This is a genomic window from Actinomadura soli (genome assembly GCF_005889715.1).
GTDB classification, from domain to species: Bacteria; Actinomycetota; Actinomycetes; order Streptosporangiales; family Streptosporangiaceae; genus Spirillospora; species Spirillospora soli.
The window spans coordinates 1-15,460 of the sequence record NZ_VCKW01000070.1 but is presented as its reverse complement, the minus strand read 5'-3'; the positions used below and the strand labels follow the sequence as shown (position 1 = coordinate 15,460).

The 15,460-nt window shown below is 70.8% G+C and carries 15 protein-coding genes; 10 read left to right on the top strand and 5 right to left on the bottom strand.

Features of this window, described 5'->3' with window-relative positions; translation table 11 throughout:
• The first annotated feature begins 597 nt into the window (after positions 1–597).
• Positions 598–1,941: a serine hydrolase gene (locus ETD83_RS15875; RefSeq protein ID WP_171064230.1), complete on the top strand. Its 1,344-nt coding sequence runs from the start codon at positions 598–600 to the stop codon at positions 1,939–1,941.
• A 156-nt stretch (positions 1,942–2,097) separates the two neighbouring features.
• Here the strand turns inward: ETD83_RS15875 and ETD83_RS15870 are convergent, their stop codons facing one another.
• Complete coding sequence (locus ETD83_RS15870) at positions 2,098–2,985, bottom strand: HhH-GPD family protein (protein ID WP_138645900.1); 888 nt, start codon at positions 2,983–2,985, stop codon at positions 2,098–2,100.
• A gap of 69 nt (positions 2,986–3,054) precedes the next feature.
• Between ETD83_RS15870 and ETD83_RS15865 the strand changes: the two genes are divergently transcribed.
• Positions 3,055–3,696, top strand: a complete 642-nt coding sequence (locus ETD83_RS15865; protein ID WP_230420941.1) for a hypothetical protein — start codon at positions 3,055–3,057, stop codon at positions 3,694–3,696.
• Positions 3,697–3,782: 86 nt separating this feature from the next.
• Here the strand turns inward: ETD83_RS15865 and disA are convergent, their stop codons facing one another.
• The 4 genes from disA to ETD83_RS15845 form a co-directional block, all read right to left on the bottom strand.
• Positions 3,783–4,865, bottom strand: coding sequence for a DNA integrity scanning diadenylate cyclase DisA (gene disA, locus ETD83_RS15860; protein WP_138645899.1), 1,083 nt, complete (start codon positions 4,863–4,865; stop codon positions 3,783–3,785).
• Positions 4,866–4,978: 113 nt separating this feature from the next.
• On the bottom strand, positions 4,979–6,439 hold the full coding sequence (gene radA / locus ETD83_RS15855) for a DNA repair protein RadA (RefSeq protein WP_138645898.1): 1,461 nt from the start codon (positions 6,437–6,439) through the stop codon (positions 4,979–4,981).
• Between the two features lie 41 nt (positions 6,440–6,480).
• Complete coding sequence (locus ETD83_RS15850) at positions 6,481–7,638, bottom strand: alpha/beta fold hydrolase (RefSeq protein ID WP_138645897.1); 1,158 nt, start codon at positions 7,636–7,638, stop codon at positions 6,481–6,483.
• A 118-nt stretch (positions 7,639–7,756) separates the two neighbouring features.
• Positions 7,757–8,455, bottom strand: coding sequence for a class I SAM-dependent methyltransferase (locus ETD83_RS15845; protein WP_138645896.1), 699 nt, complete (start codon positions 8,453–8,455; stop codon positions 7,757–7,759).
• 200 nt (positions 8,456–8,655) lie between these two features.
• On the opposite strand from ETD83_RS15845, the gene ETD83_RS15840 reads away from it, so the two are divergent.
• The 8 genes from ETD83_RS15840 to ETD83_RS15805 all read left to right on the top strand — a co-directional run.
• Positions 8,656–9,540 carry a sugar phosphate isomerase/epimerase family protein gene (locus ETD83_RS15840; RefSeq protein WP_138645895.1) on the top strand — a complete coding sequence of 295 codons (885 nt, stop codon included), beginning with the start codon at positions 8,656–8,658 and terminating at the stop codon, positions 9,538–9,540.
• Positions 9,537–10,265, top strand: coding sequence for a TetR/AcrR family transcriptional regulator (locus tag ETD83_RS45340; protein ID WP_138645894.1), 729 nt, complete (start codon positions 9,537–9,539; stop codon positions 10,263–10,265). The genes ETD83_RS15840 and ETD83_RS45340 overlap by 4 nt, the downstream gene beginning before the upstream one ends.
• Positions 10,266–10,385: 120 nt before the next feature.
• Entirely contained in the window at positions 10,386–11,096 is a 711-nt protein-coding gene (locus ETD83_RS15830; protein ID WP_230420939.1) for an ABC transporter ATP-binding protein, read from the top strand.
• Positions 11,093–11,827: an ABC transporter permease gene (locus tag ETD83_RS15825; protein ID WP_138645892.1), complete on the top strand. Its 735-nt coding sequence runs from the start codon at positions 11,093–11,095 to the stop codon at positions 11,825–11,827. Before ETD83_RS15830 ends, ETD83_RS15825 begins: the two co-directional genes overlap by 4 nt.
• 134 nt (positions 11,828–11,961) lie before the next feature.
• A complete protein-coding gene (locus ETD83_RS15820; protein WP_230420938.1) occupies positions 11,962–13,086 on the top strand; it encodes an LCP family protein in 1,125 nt (374 codons plus the stop codon).
• Positions 13,087–13,188: 102 nt separating this feature from the next.
• Positions 13,189–14,109 carry a proline dehydrogenase family protein gene (locus tag ETD83_RS15815; RefSeq protein ID WP_138645890.1) on the top strand — a complete coding sequence of 307 codons (921 nt, stop codon included), beginning with the start codon at positions 13,189–13,191 and terminating at the stop codon, positions 14,107–14,109.
• Positions 14,110–14,176: 67 nt separating this feature from the next.
• Positions 14,177–14,971, top strand: a complete 795-nt coding sequence (proC, locus tag ETD83_RS15810; protein WP_138645889.1) for a pyrroline-5-carboxylate reductase — start codon at positions 14,177–14,179, stop codon at positions 14,969–14,971.
• Between the two features lie 72 nt (positions 14,972–15,043).
• Positions 15,044–15,460, top strand: a 417-nt coding sequence (locus tag ETD83_RS15805; protein ID WP_138645888.1) for a hypothetical protein, incomplete at its 3' end; no start/stop codon positions are given.

Here is a 15,460-nt window from a genome sequence, read left to right as displayed (position 1 = left end):
ATCGAGGCCGGGGGTGTCGCACACCCGCCGGGTGTCGCATACCCGCCGGGTATGCGGTACCCGCCGGTCTCGTGTACCTCGTGTACCCGCCGGTCTCGTGTACCCGTTGGTCGAGCGTGCCCCCTGGGGTCTTGTCCACGGGGATGCCGACGCTGTGAACGGGTCCGCGTGGCTGAGAGGGCCTTTGATGCCGGGAGGGTCGCGGGAACGGCTCCGTGAGGCGAGAACTTGCTGCGAATCTGGACAGCGGTGATGGTCGGACTCATCCGGGCGAAATACCGGCAGATCCTGAACTCGCAAAAGTGCTGCTGAGAACGCGCGACGCGGCGATCAGCTACACGGGTATGGAGTCCCGGCACTGGACCTTGGGCGGCACGGCGGAACCGCCCGTAACCGGGGGAGAGCTTCTCGAACTCGTCCGGTCGGAACATCAAGTCCAAGATTCAGACATCGCTTTCCCCTGGCACCCGTCCACCCCTAAGCTGATCAACTTCGCCGACGGGGAAAGGGGAACCGGTGAAGCACAAGTGGATGTACGGGGCCATCGGAGTACTGACAGCAGCGGCTCTGACGGCTTGTTCCGCGAGTCCGGCCCAGGTGAACGCGGCAAATGTCGCCGACGCGCAGAAGACGAGCAAGGTCGCGGAACGGCTGCGCCTTGTCATGGAGCAGTTGCGGTTTCAGGAGGTTCTCGACACCGCGCCGCCGACCACGGCACAACTCCGCACCCTGCGGAACCCCGTGGACAAGGAGGCACATCGCTCGCGGCCGTTCGCCGCGGCCGACCCCAAGCCGATCGTGCAGCAGCCGCAGATGGACGCCACGATCATCGAATTGGACAAGCAGGGGCGTCCCGTCTCGTCCGGCACTGTTCTGATGAGCCCGTCGTACAAGAACGGCGTGATCGTGCCGGTCGACCGGAACCTGTCCACCACGAGCGTGCGGTGGCGCCAGTGGGATGACGCGGGCTGGTACAAGAACAAGGGTCAGGGCACCATTGACGTGGTTCCGGGCAGGGAGGGCGCGCCGCTTGACCACATGCTCGACTACCCCGCTTCTGTTCTGAAGGTCATGGTCAGCTTCGGGGTGTTGCAACTCGTCGACAAGGGCGAGATCAAGCTGGACGAGACCTACGCCTACAAGCCGACCGAGATCAGCCCGCTGTGCGGCGAGGCCAGCAGCAACACCGTCCGCAAGTACATGGACGCGTCGCTCACGTGGTCGTCCAACGCCGCGTCCTGCGCCCTGATCAAGCTGCTGCACGACCACAAGGCCATCGACCCGCTGAACCAGACGTTCCAGGACCTCGGCCTGGAGACGCTGCGGCTCAAGGGCACCCGGCCGTCCAACGGCGGCCGCTGGTCGAACGAGATCACGATGAGCTCGCTCGACACCGCCAAGCTGCTGACGCTCGTCAACGGCGCACCCGGCACGGTGTGGACGGCCCCCAACGGCAAGCCCGTGAAGAGCGACGACGTGCTGAGCCCGGCGTCGCGTAAGTTCTTCCGCGCCGAACTTGCGCAGCAGGGTTTCAACGACATGCTGTCCAGCACGAACTGGTGCGGCGGGAAGTACCCGGCGGCCGGCCTGCCGAACGCCGCCCCGTCCCGCTGGGTCGGCGCGGACGGCACCGTGACCGTCGTCGGCAACAAGTTCGGGCGGGACGTCCGTCCCTGCAACAAGAAGGCCGAGGTCTCGTTCGCGCACAAGACCGGCTGGGTGAACAACTCCGCCGGTGACGCGGGCATCGTCCGGGCCCTGCGCGGCGAGGGCGGACGCCACTACGTGATCGTCGCCTTCTCGAACCTCGGCACGCAGTACGTCGACGCCGGACGGTCCGCGACACCGCCCGGCATCTACCCGTTCACCTACACCGAGAAGTTCGCCCAGCTCGGCCGCCTGATCGACACGTACGAGAAGCGCCGCGCCGCCGCCCACTGAACCCATGCGGTGAGCCCGTCCTTGAGGGCCGGTCCTAAGTCTTCCTAAGGACCGGCCCTCAAGTGTCAGGTGTCAGGTGTTGGGCTTGGGTGTGTCTGGTGTGCTTCTGCAGGGCTGCTTGTGGCGGGGCGTTTGCCGGGCGGGTTGTGTGCGTGGTTACTGGGGGAGGGCGTAGCGGCCGTCGTTCAAGGGGTCGACCAGGCCGTCCGCGATAAGGGCGTCGAGGGCGCGCTCCCGTTGCGGGGCGTCTGACCAGACGACGTCGAGGGCCGGTTTCTCGACAGGTCCTTCGGCGTCGCGGAGGACGGCGAGGATGCGTCCACGGCACTGCCGGTCGGTCCCCGCGTACGTCTGGCCGCGGCGCGGCGGGCCGTCGTAGGCGGGACGGCCGTTCCGCTGCCACGCGCACTGGTCGAACACCGGGCAGTCGACGCAGCGGGGCGTCCGGGCGGTGCACACCAGCGCGCCCAGTTCCATCACGGCGACGGCCCAGCGGGCGGCGGTCGCGGGATCAACGGGCAGGAGGCTCTCCGCGAGCTTCACCTCGGCCCTCGTCTGCGATTTCGGCGGGTACTCGTCGCCGGACAGCAGCCTGGCCAGGACGCGCCGCACGTTGGTGTCGAGGACGGCGTGCCGCTGCTTGAACGCGAAACTCGCCACGGCCGCGGCGGTATAGGCGCCGATGCCGGGCAGGGCCAGCAGCTCTTCGTGCGATGACGGGACCTCGCCGCCGTGCCGTTCGGTGATCGCGCGGGCGCTCTCGTGCAGGCGCAGCGCGCGGCGCGGATAGCCGAGCCGTCCCCACGCCCGGACGGCCTCCCCGGACGGTTCGGCGGCCAGCGCGGCGGGCGTCGGCCAGCGGGACATCCAGGCGTCCCAGACCGGCAGGACGCGCGACACCGGCGTCTGCTGGAGCATGATCTCGCTGACCAGGACGCCCCACGGGGTCGCGTCCGGCGCCCGCCACGGGAGATCCCGGGCGTTCGCCTCGTACCAGTCGAGGACGGGGGCGGTGTAAGCGGCGTTCACGGTGGTGGAGTTCATGGCGCGCCGCCATTGTGGCACGCGGCGGGTCGTCCCCTCTTTCCGGATCGCTGAATGCATACTGACCGCATGGGGGCGAATACTGGACGTAACACGGACGGTTCTCGGCTCGACCAATACTGGCGGCGCCGTGCGCTCGCCCTGACCGGCATTCTCGGTGCCGTCGGCCTGCTCGCCTGGGCCTGCGGCGGCGGGTCCGGCGACGCCGGAGACCCGGGCTCGGGGAAGGGCGGGTCGGTGCGGAACGCGGGCGCGGTCGGCAGCGCGGACCCCTCGTCCCCGCCCACGGCGATGCCGACGGTCACCGTCACCACGACGGCCACCCCGGAGCCGAAACAGGCAGACGACGGCGGAGCCTGCCGCAAGGACGACCTCGTGATCAGCATGTCGACGTCCCGGGACGCGTACGCGGGCGCCGCCCGTCCCGAGTTCAAGATCATGGTCGTCAACACGGGCGGGAGCTCCTGCGTGTTCGCCAAGCGCGGCTTCGACGTCCGTGTGACGTCCGGCGACGACCAGATCTGGTCGTCCGCCGAGTGCCGCCGCGGCGACCCGTCCAAGGAGACGCTCCGGAGGGGCATCCCCTTCGTCGAGACCATCACCTGGAACCGCACGCGCGGCTGCAAGGACGCCAGGCCCGCCCGTCCCGGCACCTATGTCGCCGTCCTGAAGGGCCACGAGGTCAAGAAGCAGATCTTCCGCCTTCGCTGATCCGCCGGGCGGCGCCACCAGCCGCCAGCCGCCAGCGCCGGGCCGCAGCGCAAGCCCGAACTCCAGAGACTCAGGGTTAAACGCGATCAGACGTAACGTTCGAGGATTGAGGATTCGGCGAGGCGGGAGAGTCCTTCGCGGACGCTGCGGGCTCGGGACTCGCCGACGCCGCCGACGGCCTGGAGGTCGTCGATGCTGGCCGCCAGGAGTTTCTGCAGGCCGCCGAAGTGCTCGACGAGGCGTTCGACGACCATGCTCGGCAGCCGGGGGACCTTGGCGAGGAGGCGGAAGCCCTTGGGGCTGACGGGCAGGTCGAGGGCGTCCGGGCCGGCGAAACCCATCACCTCGGCGACCGTGGACAGGTCGAGCAGCTCGGTCGCGGACAGCGTGTCGAGGGCGGAGAGGATGGCGTTGACGCCGCGGGCGCGGGTGTCGTCGGACGGGTAGTCGCGGACGATCAGCTCCCGGTCGACGTCCACGCCGGAGACCAGCTCGTCGAGCTGGAGGGAGAGGAGCCGGCCGTCCGTGCCCAGCTCGACGACGTAGCCCTCGATCTCGTCGGCGATGCGGCGCACCATCTCCAGGCGCTGGACGACGGCGCTGACGTCCCGGACGGTGACGAGGTCCTCGATCTCCAACGCCGACAGCGTGCCGGACACCTCGTCCAGCCGCAGTTTGTAGCGTTCGAGCGTGGCCAGGGCCTGGTTGGCCTTGGACAGGATCGCGGCCGAGTCTTCGAGGACGTAGCGGATGCCGTCGAGGTACAGGGCGATGATGTGCATCGACTGGCTGACCGAGATGACGGGGAAGCCGGTCTGGCGGGCGACGCGCTCGGCGGTGCGATGGCGCGTTCCCGATTCCTCGGTGGGGATGGTCGAGTCGGGCACGAGGTGGACGGCGGCGCGGACGATCCGGCTGTGGGTGTCGTCGAGGACGATCGCGCCGTCCATCTTCGCGAGCTCGCGAAGCCGGGTGGCGGAGAACTCGACGTCGAGCTCGAAGCCGCCCGAGCACAGTCCTTCGACCGGTTTGTCGTAGCCGAGCACGATCAGGGCGCCGGTGTGGCCCCGCAGGATCCGCTCCAGTCCGTCGCGAATCTGGGTGCCCGGCGCCACGGCGGCTAGCGTGGCGCGGCGTCGTTCGTCATGACCCTTGTCGTGTGATGGCACCTGACCCCCGGAGGTCGCTGGACGGCGTCAGTTTACCGAGGAGGGCCGCACGCTGGTTCCTCCCCTGGTCGCAAGCGTGGGCTGCACGAGGTAATACTCTGGCGGGATCCAGGTTACGGGGCCGTAAAGGCGACTTGCAGTGCCTGGGTCAGGCTGTCGACCTCCATCACCTTCATGCCCTCGTAGCTCGTGAGCTGCGGGTCGGCGCGTTTGAGGGGCGATCCGTCGGCGAGTTCGAGGGATCCGCGCGGGACGACGGCGTGCTTGAACCCGAGCCGTGCCGCCTCCGCGAGCCGCCGCTGGACGCCCGGCACGACGCGGACCTCACCGGCCAGCCCGACCTCGCCGAGCGCGATCAGGCTGCTCGACAGCGACTGCTCGACGGTGGACCCGGCGACGGCGAGGGCGAGGGCCAGGTCGACGGACGTCTCGGTGAGCCGGACGCCGCCGACCGTCGACACGTACACGTCCTGCTCGTGCATGGAGATCTTGCAGCGCTGCGCGAGGACGGCGAGGACCATCGCGACGCGGGAGGTGTCCAGCCCGGACGTGGCGCGCCGCGGCGCCGGGAGGTGCGACTTCGCGACCAGCGACTGCACCTCGGCGACGAGGGGGCGCCGGCCTTCGAGTGTCACGGTCACGCAGGTGCCGGGGACGGGCTCGTCGCGCCGGGTGAGGAACAGCCCGCTCGGATCGGGGAGGCCGACGATGCCGACTTCGGACAGGTCGAAGCAGCCCAGCTCGTCGGTCGGCCCGTAGCGGTTCTTCACGGCGCGGATCATGCGGAGCCGGGAGTGCCGGTCGCCCTCGAAGTACAGGACGACGTCGACGAGGTGCTCCAGCAGCCGCGGACCCGCGATGGCGCCGTCCTTGGTGACGTGCCCGACCAGCACGACGGTGACGCCGCGTTCCTTCGCCACGCGGATGAGGTTGGCGGCCACCTCCCGGATCTGCGTGACGCCGCCGGGCGCGCCGTCGACCTCGGACGTCCCGATCGTCTGGATGGAGTCGACCACGAGGAGGGACGGTCCGACGGCGTCGACGTGCCCGAGGATCGCGGACAGTTCGGTCTCCGCGGCCAGGTAGAGGTCGTCGGTGATCGCCCCGACGCGGTCGGCGCGCAGCCGCACCTGCTCGGCGGACTCCTCGCCCGTCACGTACAGGACGCGCTTCCCCTCCGCCTTGTCCCTCTCTGACCCGCGCGCCGCCGGAACGCCGGTTTCGGGCGGGGTCGAGGCCAGCGCGGCGACCTCCAGCAGCAGCGTCGACTTGCCGATGCCCGGCTCGCCCGCCAGCAGCAGGACGGCCCCGGGGACGATGCCGCCGCCGAGGACGCGGTCCAGCTCGTCCAGGCCGGTGGCCCGCGTCTGCGCGGACCGTACGTCCACCTGCCCGATCGGACGCGCCGGTGAGCTGACCGGCCCGGCGGACACGACCCGCGCGGGGGTGGCGGACGCCGCCTCGGTGATCGTCCCCCAGGTCTGGCACTCGCCGCAGCGCCCGACCCATTTGGACGTCTGCCAGCCGCACTCCGAGCACCGGTAGGCCGCCTTGGCCGTCTTCGCCTTCGCCATGCGCGGAAGCGTAGAGGTCTCCTGTGACAGCGGGGCGGCCTTCAGGCGGTGTGGCTCTTGCGGGCGCGTTCGATGAGGTCGCCCAGGTGGTCGGCGACGACGCTCGGCCGCTCCATCATGACCATGTGCCCGGCGGACGGGACGATCTCCAGCCGCGCGTCCGGCACACAGGAGGCGATCTTGAGGCTGTGCCCGACGGGGGTGAGCAGGTCGTGCTCCGCGCCGATGACCAGCGTGTCGGCGCCCGCGAGGGACGCGCAGTCGCTGATCCCGCCGGTCGTGATCATCGAGTGGAGGAAGCCAGCGAAGGCGTCCATCCGGGTCTCGGCCATCATCCGCTCGGCGAACGCGACGGCCCCGGGACCGGCGTCGGGACCGAACGCGATCAGGTCCTCGACGAGCGTGGCGGCGTGGCGGCCGAGGTGGCGGACCCGTTCGACGGCGCCCGACCCGGCGCCGAGCGCGCCGAGCGCGCGGGGCAGGACGCGGTGGGCGGTGCGCGCGAGCAGCGCGGGCGCGCCGAGGGTGACCTCGCCGAGCCCGCCGGACGAGGTGCACACCAGCCCGGCGCCGACGATCTTGCTGCCGATGAGGCCGGGGTTCTCGTCCGCGTACCGCAGGACGGTCATCCCGCCCATGGAGTGGCCGACGAGGACGACCGGCGTCCCGGCGGGGACGGTCGCGTCGATGACGGCGCCGAGGTCGGCGGCGAGGCGGGAGACCGCGTAGCCGTCGCGGGCGCCGCCGTCGGAGCGACCGTGGCCGCGGTGGTCCCAGAAGACGAGGCGGCCGAGGCCGCGCAGGGCCTTGCGCTGGAAGTGCCAGGAGTCCTGGGTGAGCGTCCAGCCGTGGGAGAACACGATGGCGAGGTCGGTGCGGTCGTCGCCGTCGACCTCGGCGTGCAGGCGCGTGCCGTCGCCGGCGCGGACGGGGACGGCGCGGCCGCGCAGCGATCCGAACGGCTCCCCGGCGAACGGGTCGGGCCGCAGGTGCAGGCGGCGCAGGGCACGCCGCTGGACGGTCAGCCCGGCGAGTCCGGCTCCGGCTCCGGCCGCGCCGAGCGCTGTGGCGGCGAGTGCTCCGCGCAGCGTCCGTCCCCGCCGGGCCCTGGGCGTCCTGGGTGTCCTGGGTGTCCTGGCCGTTCGGGGGGTTTGCGGGGGTCCAGCGGTGACGCGGCTCGACGTGGCGGCACGGCCCATGGCCGGTTCCTCCGTTCCTCCAGGTCGCGGCACGCCGTCCGGGTGCCGCGAGCGTCTCCGGACCCCATTGTTGTATATGGAGTCCAGTAGACGCCACCGCGCGGGGTCCGCGAACGGCTCAGTGGCGGCGCCACCACAGGTTCACGGCGTAGTCGACCTCCAGGCCCTGGTGCTCGCGCAGGCAGGCGTCCGCCAGGTCGGGCGGGAACTCGATCCGCAGGACGGCGGCGAAGTCGTCCCGGCTCTGGAACGACCACCGGATCGTCAGCGGCTCGCGGGCGAAGCCGTGGCGCGTCCAGAACCGCTCCACGGCCTCCGGGTCGTATTTCGGCAGGCCGCGCTGGAACCAGCGGCCGAACGTCGACCGGGTCGCGTCGTTGTCGATGATGAAGATCGCGCCGCCGTGCCGGACGACCCGTCCCAGCTCGGCGAGGCCCGGCTCGCAGCCGGGGCCGAAGAAGTACGCCCACCGGGCGTGGACGACGTCGACCGACGCGTCCGGAAGCGGCAGCGCCTGCGCCGCGCCGACCCGGACCGTGACGTTCGGCAGGTCCCGGGCCCGGCGCGCGGCCGCCTTGGCGAGGGCCTTGTGCGGCTCGACGCCGATCACGCGGTGCGCGTCCGCGGCGAAGAACGGCAGGTGGAAGCCGGTGCCGCAGCCGACGTCCAGGACGTCGGCCCCCCGCCACGGACGGATCGCGCGCATCGCCTCCGCGAGGACGCCGTCGGGGTCGACGGCCCGGTTCTCCAGCTCGTAGATCTCCGGGGTGTTCCAGATATTGGGGCTCGGCACGGCGCCGGGTGCGATCTCGGCCACGGGGACAGAGGGTAGCCACCGCCGATGGGAGGCAAGACCGCTCTACGGGGACGAAAGCAGGATCACGCGGGGCGAGGGTTTCACCACGGCCGGGGCCGCATAGGCTTTCCTTGCGTACAGCACCCTTCGACCGTCGGCCCAACGGATTCGACCGTCGGCCCCAACGAAACTGCCGAGCGACCATTCCTGGCGAGGAAGCCTTGACCGCGCAGCACAACGGCGTCTCTTCACCGGCCCTTCGCGTCCCGGACGCGCCGATCACGCTCTCCACCGCGTCGGTGTACCCGGAGAAGGTACCGAGCGCGTTCGAGATCGCCGCGCTCCTCGGCTACGACGGCATCGAGGTCATGGTCTCCACGGACGCCTCGTCCCAGGACCTGAACGTCCTGCGCCGGCTGTCCGACTACCACCAGGTCCCGATCAGGTCGATCCACGCGCCGTGCCTGCTGCTCACCCAGCGGGTCTGGGGACGCGAGCCGTGGGGCAAGCTGGTGCGTTCCAAGGAGGTCGCGGAGGAGCTCGGCGCGGAGGTCATCGTCGTCCACCCGCCGTTCCGGTGGCAGCGCGACTACGCCAAGGAGTTCGTCGAGGGCCTCGCCCGCATGCAGGACGAGACGGACGTGCTGTTCGCGGTCGAGAACATGTTCCCGCTCAAGGCGCGCGGCGCGGAAGCGGGCATGTACCTGCCCGACTGGAACCCCGTCGACCAGGACTACCCGCACGTGACCCTCGATCTGTCGCACACCGCCGTCTCCGGCTCCGACCCGCTCGACATGGCGGCGAGCCTCGGGGACCGGTTGCGGCACATCCACCTCGCCGACGGCGTGGGCATCACCAACAAGGACGAGCATCTCGTCCCCGGCCGGGGCAACCAGCCCTGCGGGACGATGCTGGAGAACCTCGCCGAGAGCGGCTTCCGCGGGCACATCGTCATGGAGATCAACACCCGCCGCGCGTCCAGCCGCGTCGAGCGGATGGAGGACCTCGCCGAGGCGCTGGCGTTCGCGCGCCTGCACCTCGCCGCCGCCGACCACACCTGGGAGGTCACCCCGGCCGGAGAGGTCACCCGCCGGGGCGTCCGATGACCCGCCCGGTGAACGACCCGGGCACGCCGCGAACCGAGAACGCCAAGCCGCGGACTGCCAGCGAGGGGCCGCGGGCCGAGAACGCGAAGCAGCGGGTCGAGGACGGGAAGAAGCGGGTCGAGGACGGGAAGAAGCGCGGCGGGGGCGGCTCCTCGCGTGGTCCCGGACGGCGGCCCGGGCCGACCGCGACCCGCGAGAAGATCCTCGCCGAGGCGCGCGACCTGTTCGCCGAGAAGGGTTACGACGGCACCTCGCTGCGCGCCATCGCCCGCGCCGCCGGCGTCGACCCCGCGCTCGTCCACCATTTCTTCGGGACGAAGGAAGGCGTGTTCATCGAGGCGATGCGCTTCCCGGTGGACCCGGCCGTCGTGCTGCCCCGCGTGATGTCCTTCCCCAGGGACCGGTTCGGCGAGCTGATGGTCCGCACGTTCCTTGACGTGTGGGGCGACGACGAGCGCAGGGCGCCGATACTCGCCATGCTCCGCTCGGCGATGACGAACGAGCGCGCGGCGACGCTGCTGCGCGAGTTCGTCAGCACCGTCCTGTTCGGCCCCGCCGCGAAGATCACCGAAGCCCCGAAGCTGCAGATCCAGGCCGCCGCCGGCCAGATGATCGGGTTGATGATCCTCCGCTACGTCGTGCGCGTCGAGCCGCTGGCGTCCGCCACCGAGGACGAGCTGATCGAGCTGGTCGCTCCCACCATCCAGCGCTACTTCATCACCTGACCCGGCAACTCCCGCGAAGACCCGTCCCCGGGTGCTTTCCGTCTGCCGGCATGCGCGAATGCCCTTGACCGGGCCTCTCCGTCCGCATAAATTCATCGTATGATGAATTTTAGTCCTGCGGTGCGCGTCCAGGCCCTGCGGGTCGTGCGCGGCGGTCGCGAGGTCCTGCACGGGGTGACGTTCGACGTGCCGCGCGGGTCCATCCTCGGGCTGCTCGGCCCGAGCGGCTGCGGGAAGACCACCCTGATGAGGGCGCTCGTCGGCGTCCAGATCGTCAAGGGCGGCACGGTGACCGTCCTCGGGGAGCCCGCCGGGTCGCCCGGGCTGCGGCGCCGCGTCGGGTACTCGACGCAGACGCCCGCCGTGTACGCCGACCTCACCGTCGCCGAGAACCTGCGCTACTTCGCGTCCGTCCTGCGGGCGCCCCGCACCGACGCCGCCCGCGTCGTCGACGAGGTCGGCCTCGGCAAGCACCGCGATCAGACCGCGCAGACCCTGTCCGGCGGGCAGCTCAGCCGCCTCAGCCTCGCCGTCGCCCTGCTCGGCTCGCCCGACCTGCTCGTCCTGGACGAGCCGACCGTCGGCCTCGACCCGGTGCTGCGGCAGGAACTGTGGGAGCTGTTCCGCGAGCTGGCCGACCGGGGCGTCACCCTCGTCGTGTCCAGCCACGTCATGGACGAGGCGGGCCGCACCGACCGGCTGCTGCTCATGCGCGAGGGCAGGCTCCTCGCCGACGGCACCCCGGACGGGCTGCGCGCCCGCACCGGCACGCCCGACCTCGAAGAGGCGTTCCTCCAGCTGATCACCGAGAAGGCCGGGAGCCTTGCATGAGCCTCGCCGTCACGCTCGCCACGACGCGGCGCGTCCTGGCCCAGCTCAAGCACGACCGCCGGACGCTCGCCCTGCTGATCGGCGTGCCCGCGCTGCTGATGACCCTGCTGCGGTACGTGTTCGACCAGCCCGCGCTCTTCGACCGGATCGGGCCGATGCTCCTCGGCCTGTTCCCGTTCATCGTCATGTTCGTCGTCGCCAGCGTCGCCACCCTCCGGGAACGGACGACCGGCACCCTCGAACGGCTCATGACGATGCCGCTCGGCAAACTCGACCTGCTGTTCGGCTACGCCCTGGCGTTCGGCGTCCTCACGCTCGTCCAGGTCGGCGCCGTCCTCCTCATCTCGCTGACCTGGCTCGGCCTCGACCTCGACGGGACGCTCGGCTCGCTCGTCCTCGTCTCCCTGCTGGACGCGCTGCTCGGCATGGCCCTCGGCCTGTTCGCGAGCGCGTTCGCGCGGTCGGAGTTCCAGGCGGTCCAGTTCCTGCCCGCGTTCGTCCTGCCGCAGCTGCTGCTCTGCGGCCTGATCATCCCGCGCGAGAGCATGGCGTCCTGGCTGGAGGCCGTCTCGGACGCGCTGCCGCTCACCTACGCCGTCGAGGGGATGCGGGAGATCAGCGTCCATCCCGACGTCACCGGCACGCTCGCCCTCGACATCGCCGTCATGACCGCGTTCACTCTCACCGCCCTCCTCCTGGGCGCCGCGACGCTCCGCCGGAGGACCGTGTAGCCGGTGGGCGCCTGAAGTGGACAAGTGAGGGCGAAGGGGGCTTACCTGCTTGATCAGGCTGGTAACTTCGGCGCATGACCGCCCGAGATCTTCCTGGTGCGCCGGCGTCGCAGCCCCCTGGTGAGGGGCCGCCGGTGGCGGAGCCCCCTGCGCCCGGCGCTCCGGCGAGCCCCGGCGGCGCCGGGACGGACGGCGGCGAGGACGCGGCATTCTGGGGCGGCACCGACGGCGAGGGCGAGCTGAAGCGGAAGCGGCGCTGGCCCCGGGTGCTGATCGCGATCGGCGTCTTCTTCGCCCTCGTCGTGGCGGGGATCGGCGGGCTGGCGTGGCAGCGGCAGTCGTCCTACAACGGGAACATCGACCGGATCCCCGGCGTGATGCCGGACGGCGGCGCGCAGCGCCCGGGCCCGAACCTGAAGGGCACCGAGAACTGGCTGCTCGTCGGGTCGGACTCCCGGGAGGAGGCGGCCACGACCGGCGACGGCGGCCAGGTCTGGAAGCCGGGGCAGCAGCGCACGGACACGATCATGCTGCTGCATCTGCCGGCCGACCGGAAGAAGGCGTACATCGTCTCGTTCCCGCGCGACTCGTGGGTCGACATCCCCGGCTACGGCGACCAGAAGATCAACGCGGCGTTCTCGTTCGGCGGGCCGAAGCTGCTGATCGAGACGATCGAGAACCTCACCGGCGTCCGGGTCGACCACTACGGGGCGATCGACTTCGAGGGGTTCAAGTCGATGACGGACGCGCTCGGCGGCGTCACCGTCAACATCAAGCAGAACGTGTACGACCCGGCGCGCAAGAAGCGGTGGGCGGCCGGACGGCAGAAGCTCGACGGCGAGGCGGCGCTGGCGTTCGTCCGGCAGCGCTACAACCTCCCGAACGGCGACTTCGATCGGATCAAGCGGCAGCAGGCGTTCCTCGGCGCCCTCGCCAAGCAGGCCGCGGACCGCGGGACGCTCACGAACCCGCTCAAGCTCGACCGGTTCCTGTCCGCGCTCACCAAGTCGATCAGCGTGGACGACGGGGTGTCGGCGGGCGACCTGCGCTCGCTGGTGCTGAGCATGCGGAGCGTGCGCGCGTCGGACGTGATGTTCCTGACCGCCCCGCACAAGGGCACCGGCAGGCGCGGCAAGCAGAGCGTCGTCCTCCTCGACGGGACGAAGGCGCCCGCGCTGTTCGAGGCCGTCAAGACCGCGCGCATGGGTGAGTACGTGCGGCAGCACGGCGGCGGCAATGGTCTCGGCACCGTCTCCTGAACCCGGTGTGGTCATCACCTGATTTCCGTCCGGGCATAACCTGGTCGAAGAGAGGGCCGTCCTCGGCCGGTGCATAGGCCCGTCGGACAAGGGGTTCGCAGAGTGCTTCGTCAGGCGTTGCTCGTCGCGTCGCGCAGCGGCGGCGCACGCAAGGTTGTGGAGACCGCGCCGTTCACGGGTGATGTCGTCCGCCGGTTCATCGCCGGAGAGACGATCGAGGACGCGGCGCGCGTCACCGGAGACCTGACCAGCGAAGGCTTGCTCGTGTCCCTGGACGTCCTGGGCGAGGACACCCACGACAAGGGCCACGCAGAGGCGAACGTCCAGCACTACGTCGAGCTTCTGGAACGGCTTGGCGCGGCCAGTCTCGGTACACGCGCTGAGGTGTCGGTGAAGCTTTCCGCCATTGGCCAGACCTTCGGCGAAGACCTCGCCTTGGAGAATGCACGCCGGATCTGCGCGGCCGCCCGTTCGGCCAGTACGACGGTCACGCTCGACATGGAGGAGCACACCACCGTCGACTCGACGCTGAGAATCGTGCATGAACTGCGGCACGATTTCCCCGACGTGGGGGCCGTTGTCCAGGCGTACCTGCGGCGGGCAGAGGAACACAGCGCGGAACTGGCCTACGAGGGTTCGCGCGTGAGGCTGTGCAAGGGCGCCTACGCCGCACCCACGGCGGTCGCGTTCACCGACAAAGAAGAGATCAACAAGTCCTACGTGCGGTGCATGAAAGTTCTGATGGCCGGTAAGGGCTACCCGATGCTCGCCACGCACGACCCACGGCTCATCGACATCGCCGGTGCGCTGGCCGTCCTGAACGAACGCGACGCCGACACGTTCGAGTACCAGATGCTGTACGGCATCCGCCCGCAGGAGCAGCGCAGGCTCGCGGCCCACGGCGCGCAGGTCCGCGTCTACGTCGCGTACGGCCGCGAGTGGTACGAGTACTTCATGCGGCGGCTCGCCGAACGTCCCGCCAACCTCCGCTTCTTCATGCGCTCCCTCGTCGGGCGCTCCTGAGCCGTCCCGCGCCCCGCCGCGGCTATAGGCTGGGCGCGTCAACGAATCCCCACGTCAAGGTATGTCGATGATCGCGATTCTGGGTGCCGGGAAGATGGGCGAGGCGCTGCTGTCCGGGGTGCTCCGGGCCGGCCGCCGCCCGTCCGAGCTGATGGCGACCGCGCGCCGCGAGGAGCGGGGCGCGCTGCTGCGCGAGCGGTACGGCATCGAGATCGTCCCGAACGCGGAGGCCGCCGCGACCGCCGGGACGCTGGTCCTCGCCGTGAAGCCGCAGGACATGGGCGTCCTGCTGGACGAGATCGGCCCGCACGTCCCGGCCGGCCGGCTGGTGATCTCGATGGCGGCGGGCATCACGACCGGGTTCATCGAGGCGCGGCTGCCCGAGGGCGTGCCGGTCGTGCGCGTCATGTCGAACACGCCCGTCCACGTGGACGAGGCGATGAGCGTGATCTCGCCCGGCTCGCACGCGGGGGAGGAGCACCTGAAGCTGACGGAGGAGCTGCTGTCCCCGGTCGGCAAGGTGCTGCGCATCCCCGAGTCGCTGCAGGACGGCGCGACGGCCCTGTCCGGCAGCGGCCCCGCGTACTTCTACTACCTCGTCGAGGCGATGGTGGACGCGGGCATCCTGCTCGGCATGCCGCGCGCCGCCGCGCTGGAGATGGTCATCCAGTCGGCCGTGGGCGCCGCCATCATGCTCCGCGACTCCGGTGAGCACCCGGTGCTGCTGCGCGAGGCCGTCACGTCCCCGGGCGGGACGACGATCAACGCGATCCGCGAGCTGGAGCGGCACGGCGTCCGCGCCGCCGTCCTGGAGGCCATCGAGGCGGCCCGCGACCGCGGCGCCGAGCTCGCCGGCGGCTGACGGGCCCACCGCCTCCGGAAGTTCATCCTTGAACCATTGAGCCGATCCGGTGCTTCCACCCGTGTAGGGAGTATGGGACTCATACTTCGCCTGCTCGTCGCCGCCGGACTGGCGGCGGACGCGATCGTGCACTGGAGGTTCGCGCCCGAGATGGCCTTCGTCCAGGGCGGTTCCATCGACGGCGAGCTGCTCTTCCGCATCCAGGCGGCCGTCGCCGGGGTCGTCGCGGTCGTGATCCTCACCTACGCGACCCGCTGGGCGTACGCGCTGGCCTTCCTCGTGGCGGGCAGCGCGGTCGCCGCGATCGTCTTCTACTACTACGTCGACGCCGGCGCGATCGGTCCGCTGCCCGACATGCACGAGCCCGTCTGGTACGCGGAGAAGACGATCAGCCTCGTGGGCGAGGGCATCGCGGCGCTCGCCGCTTTGGCCGGCTTCTTCACCGCGTCCCGCACGAGACGCGAGGACGGGGACGCTCACGTCCCCGTC

What these genes read in the sequence shown, in the direction of transcription:
- ETD83_RS15870 (WP_138645900.1), bottom strand. Translation starts at nt 2,985, where the DNA reads ATGAACTCCACCACCGTGAACGCCGCTTACACCGCCCCCGTCCTCGAC.
- ETD83_RS15825 (WP_138645892.1), top strand. Translation starts at nt 11,093, where the DNA reads ATGAGCCTCGCCGTCACGCTCGCCACGACGCGGCGCGTCCTGGCCCAG.
- radA (WP_138645898.1), bottom strand. Translation starts at nt 6,439, where the DNA reads ATGGCGAAGGCGAAGACGGCCAAGGCGGCCTACCGGTGCTCGGAGTGC.
- ETD83_RS45340 (WP_138645894.1), top strand. Translation starts at nt 9,537, where the DNA reads ATGACCCGCCCGGTGAACGACCCGGGCACGCCGCGAACCGAGAACGCC.
- ETD83_RS15850 (WP_138645897.1), bottom strand. Translation starts at nt 7,638, where the DNA reads ATGGGCCGTGCCGCCACGTCGAGCCGCGTCACCGCTGGACCCCCGCAA.
- ETD83_RS15865 (WP_230420941.1), top strand. Translation starts at nt 3,055, where the DNA reads ATGGGGGCGAATACTGGACGTAACACGGACGGTTCTCGGCTCGACCAA.
- proC (WP_138645889.1), top strand. Translation starts at nt 14,177, where the DNA reads ATGATCGCGATTCTGGGTGCCGGGAAGATGGGCGAGGCGCTGCTGTCC.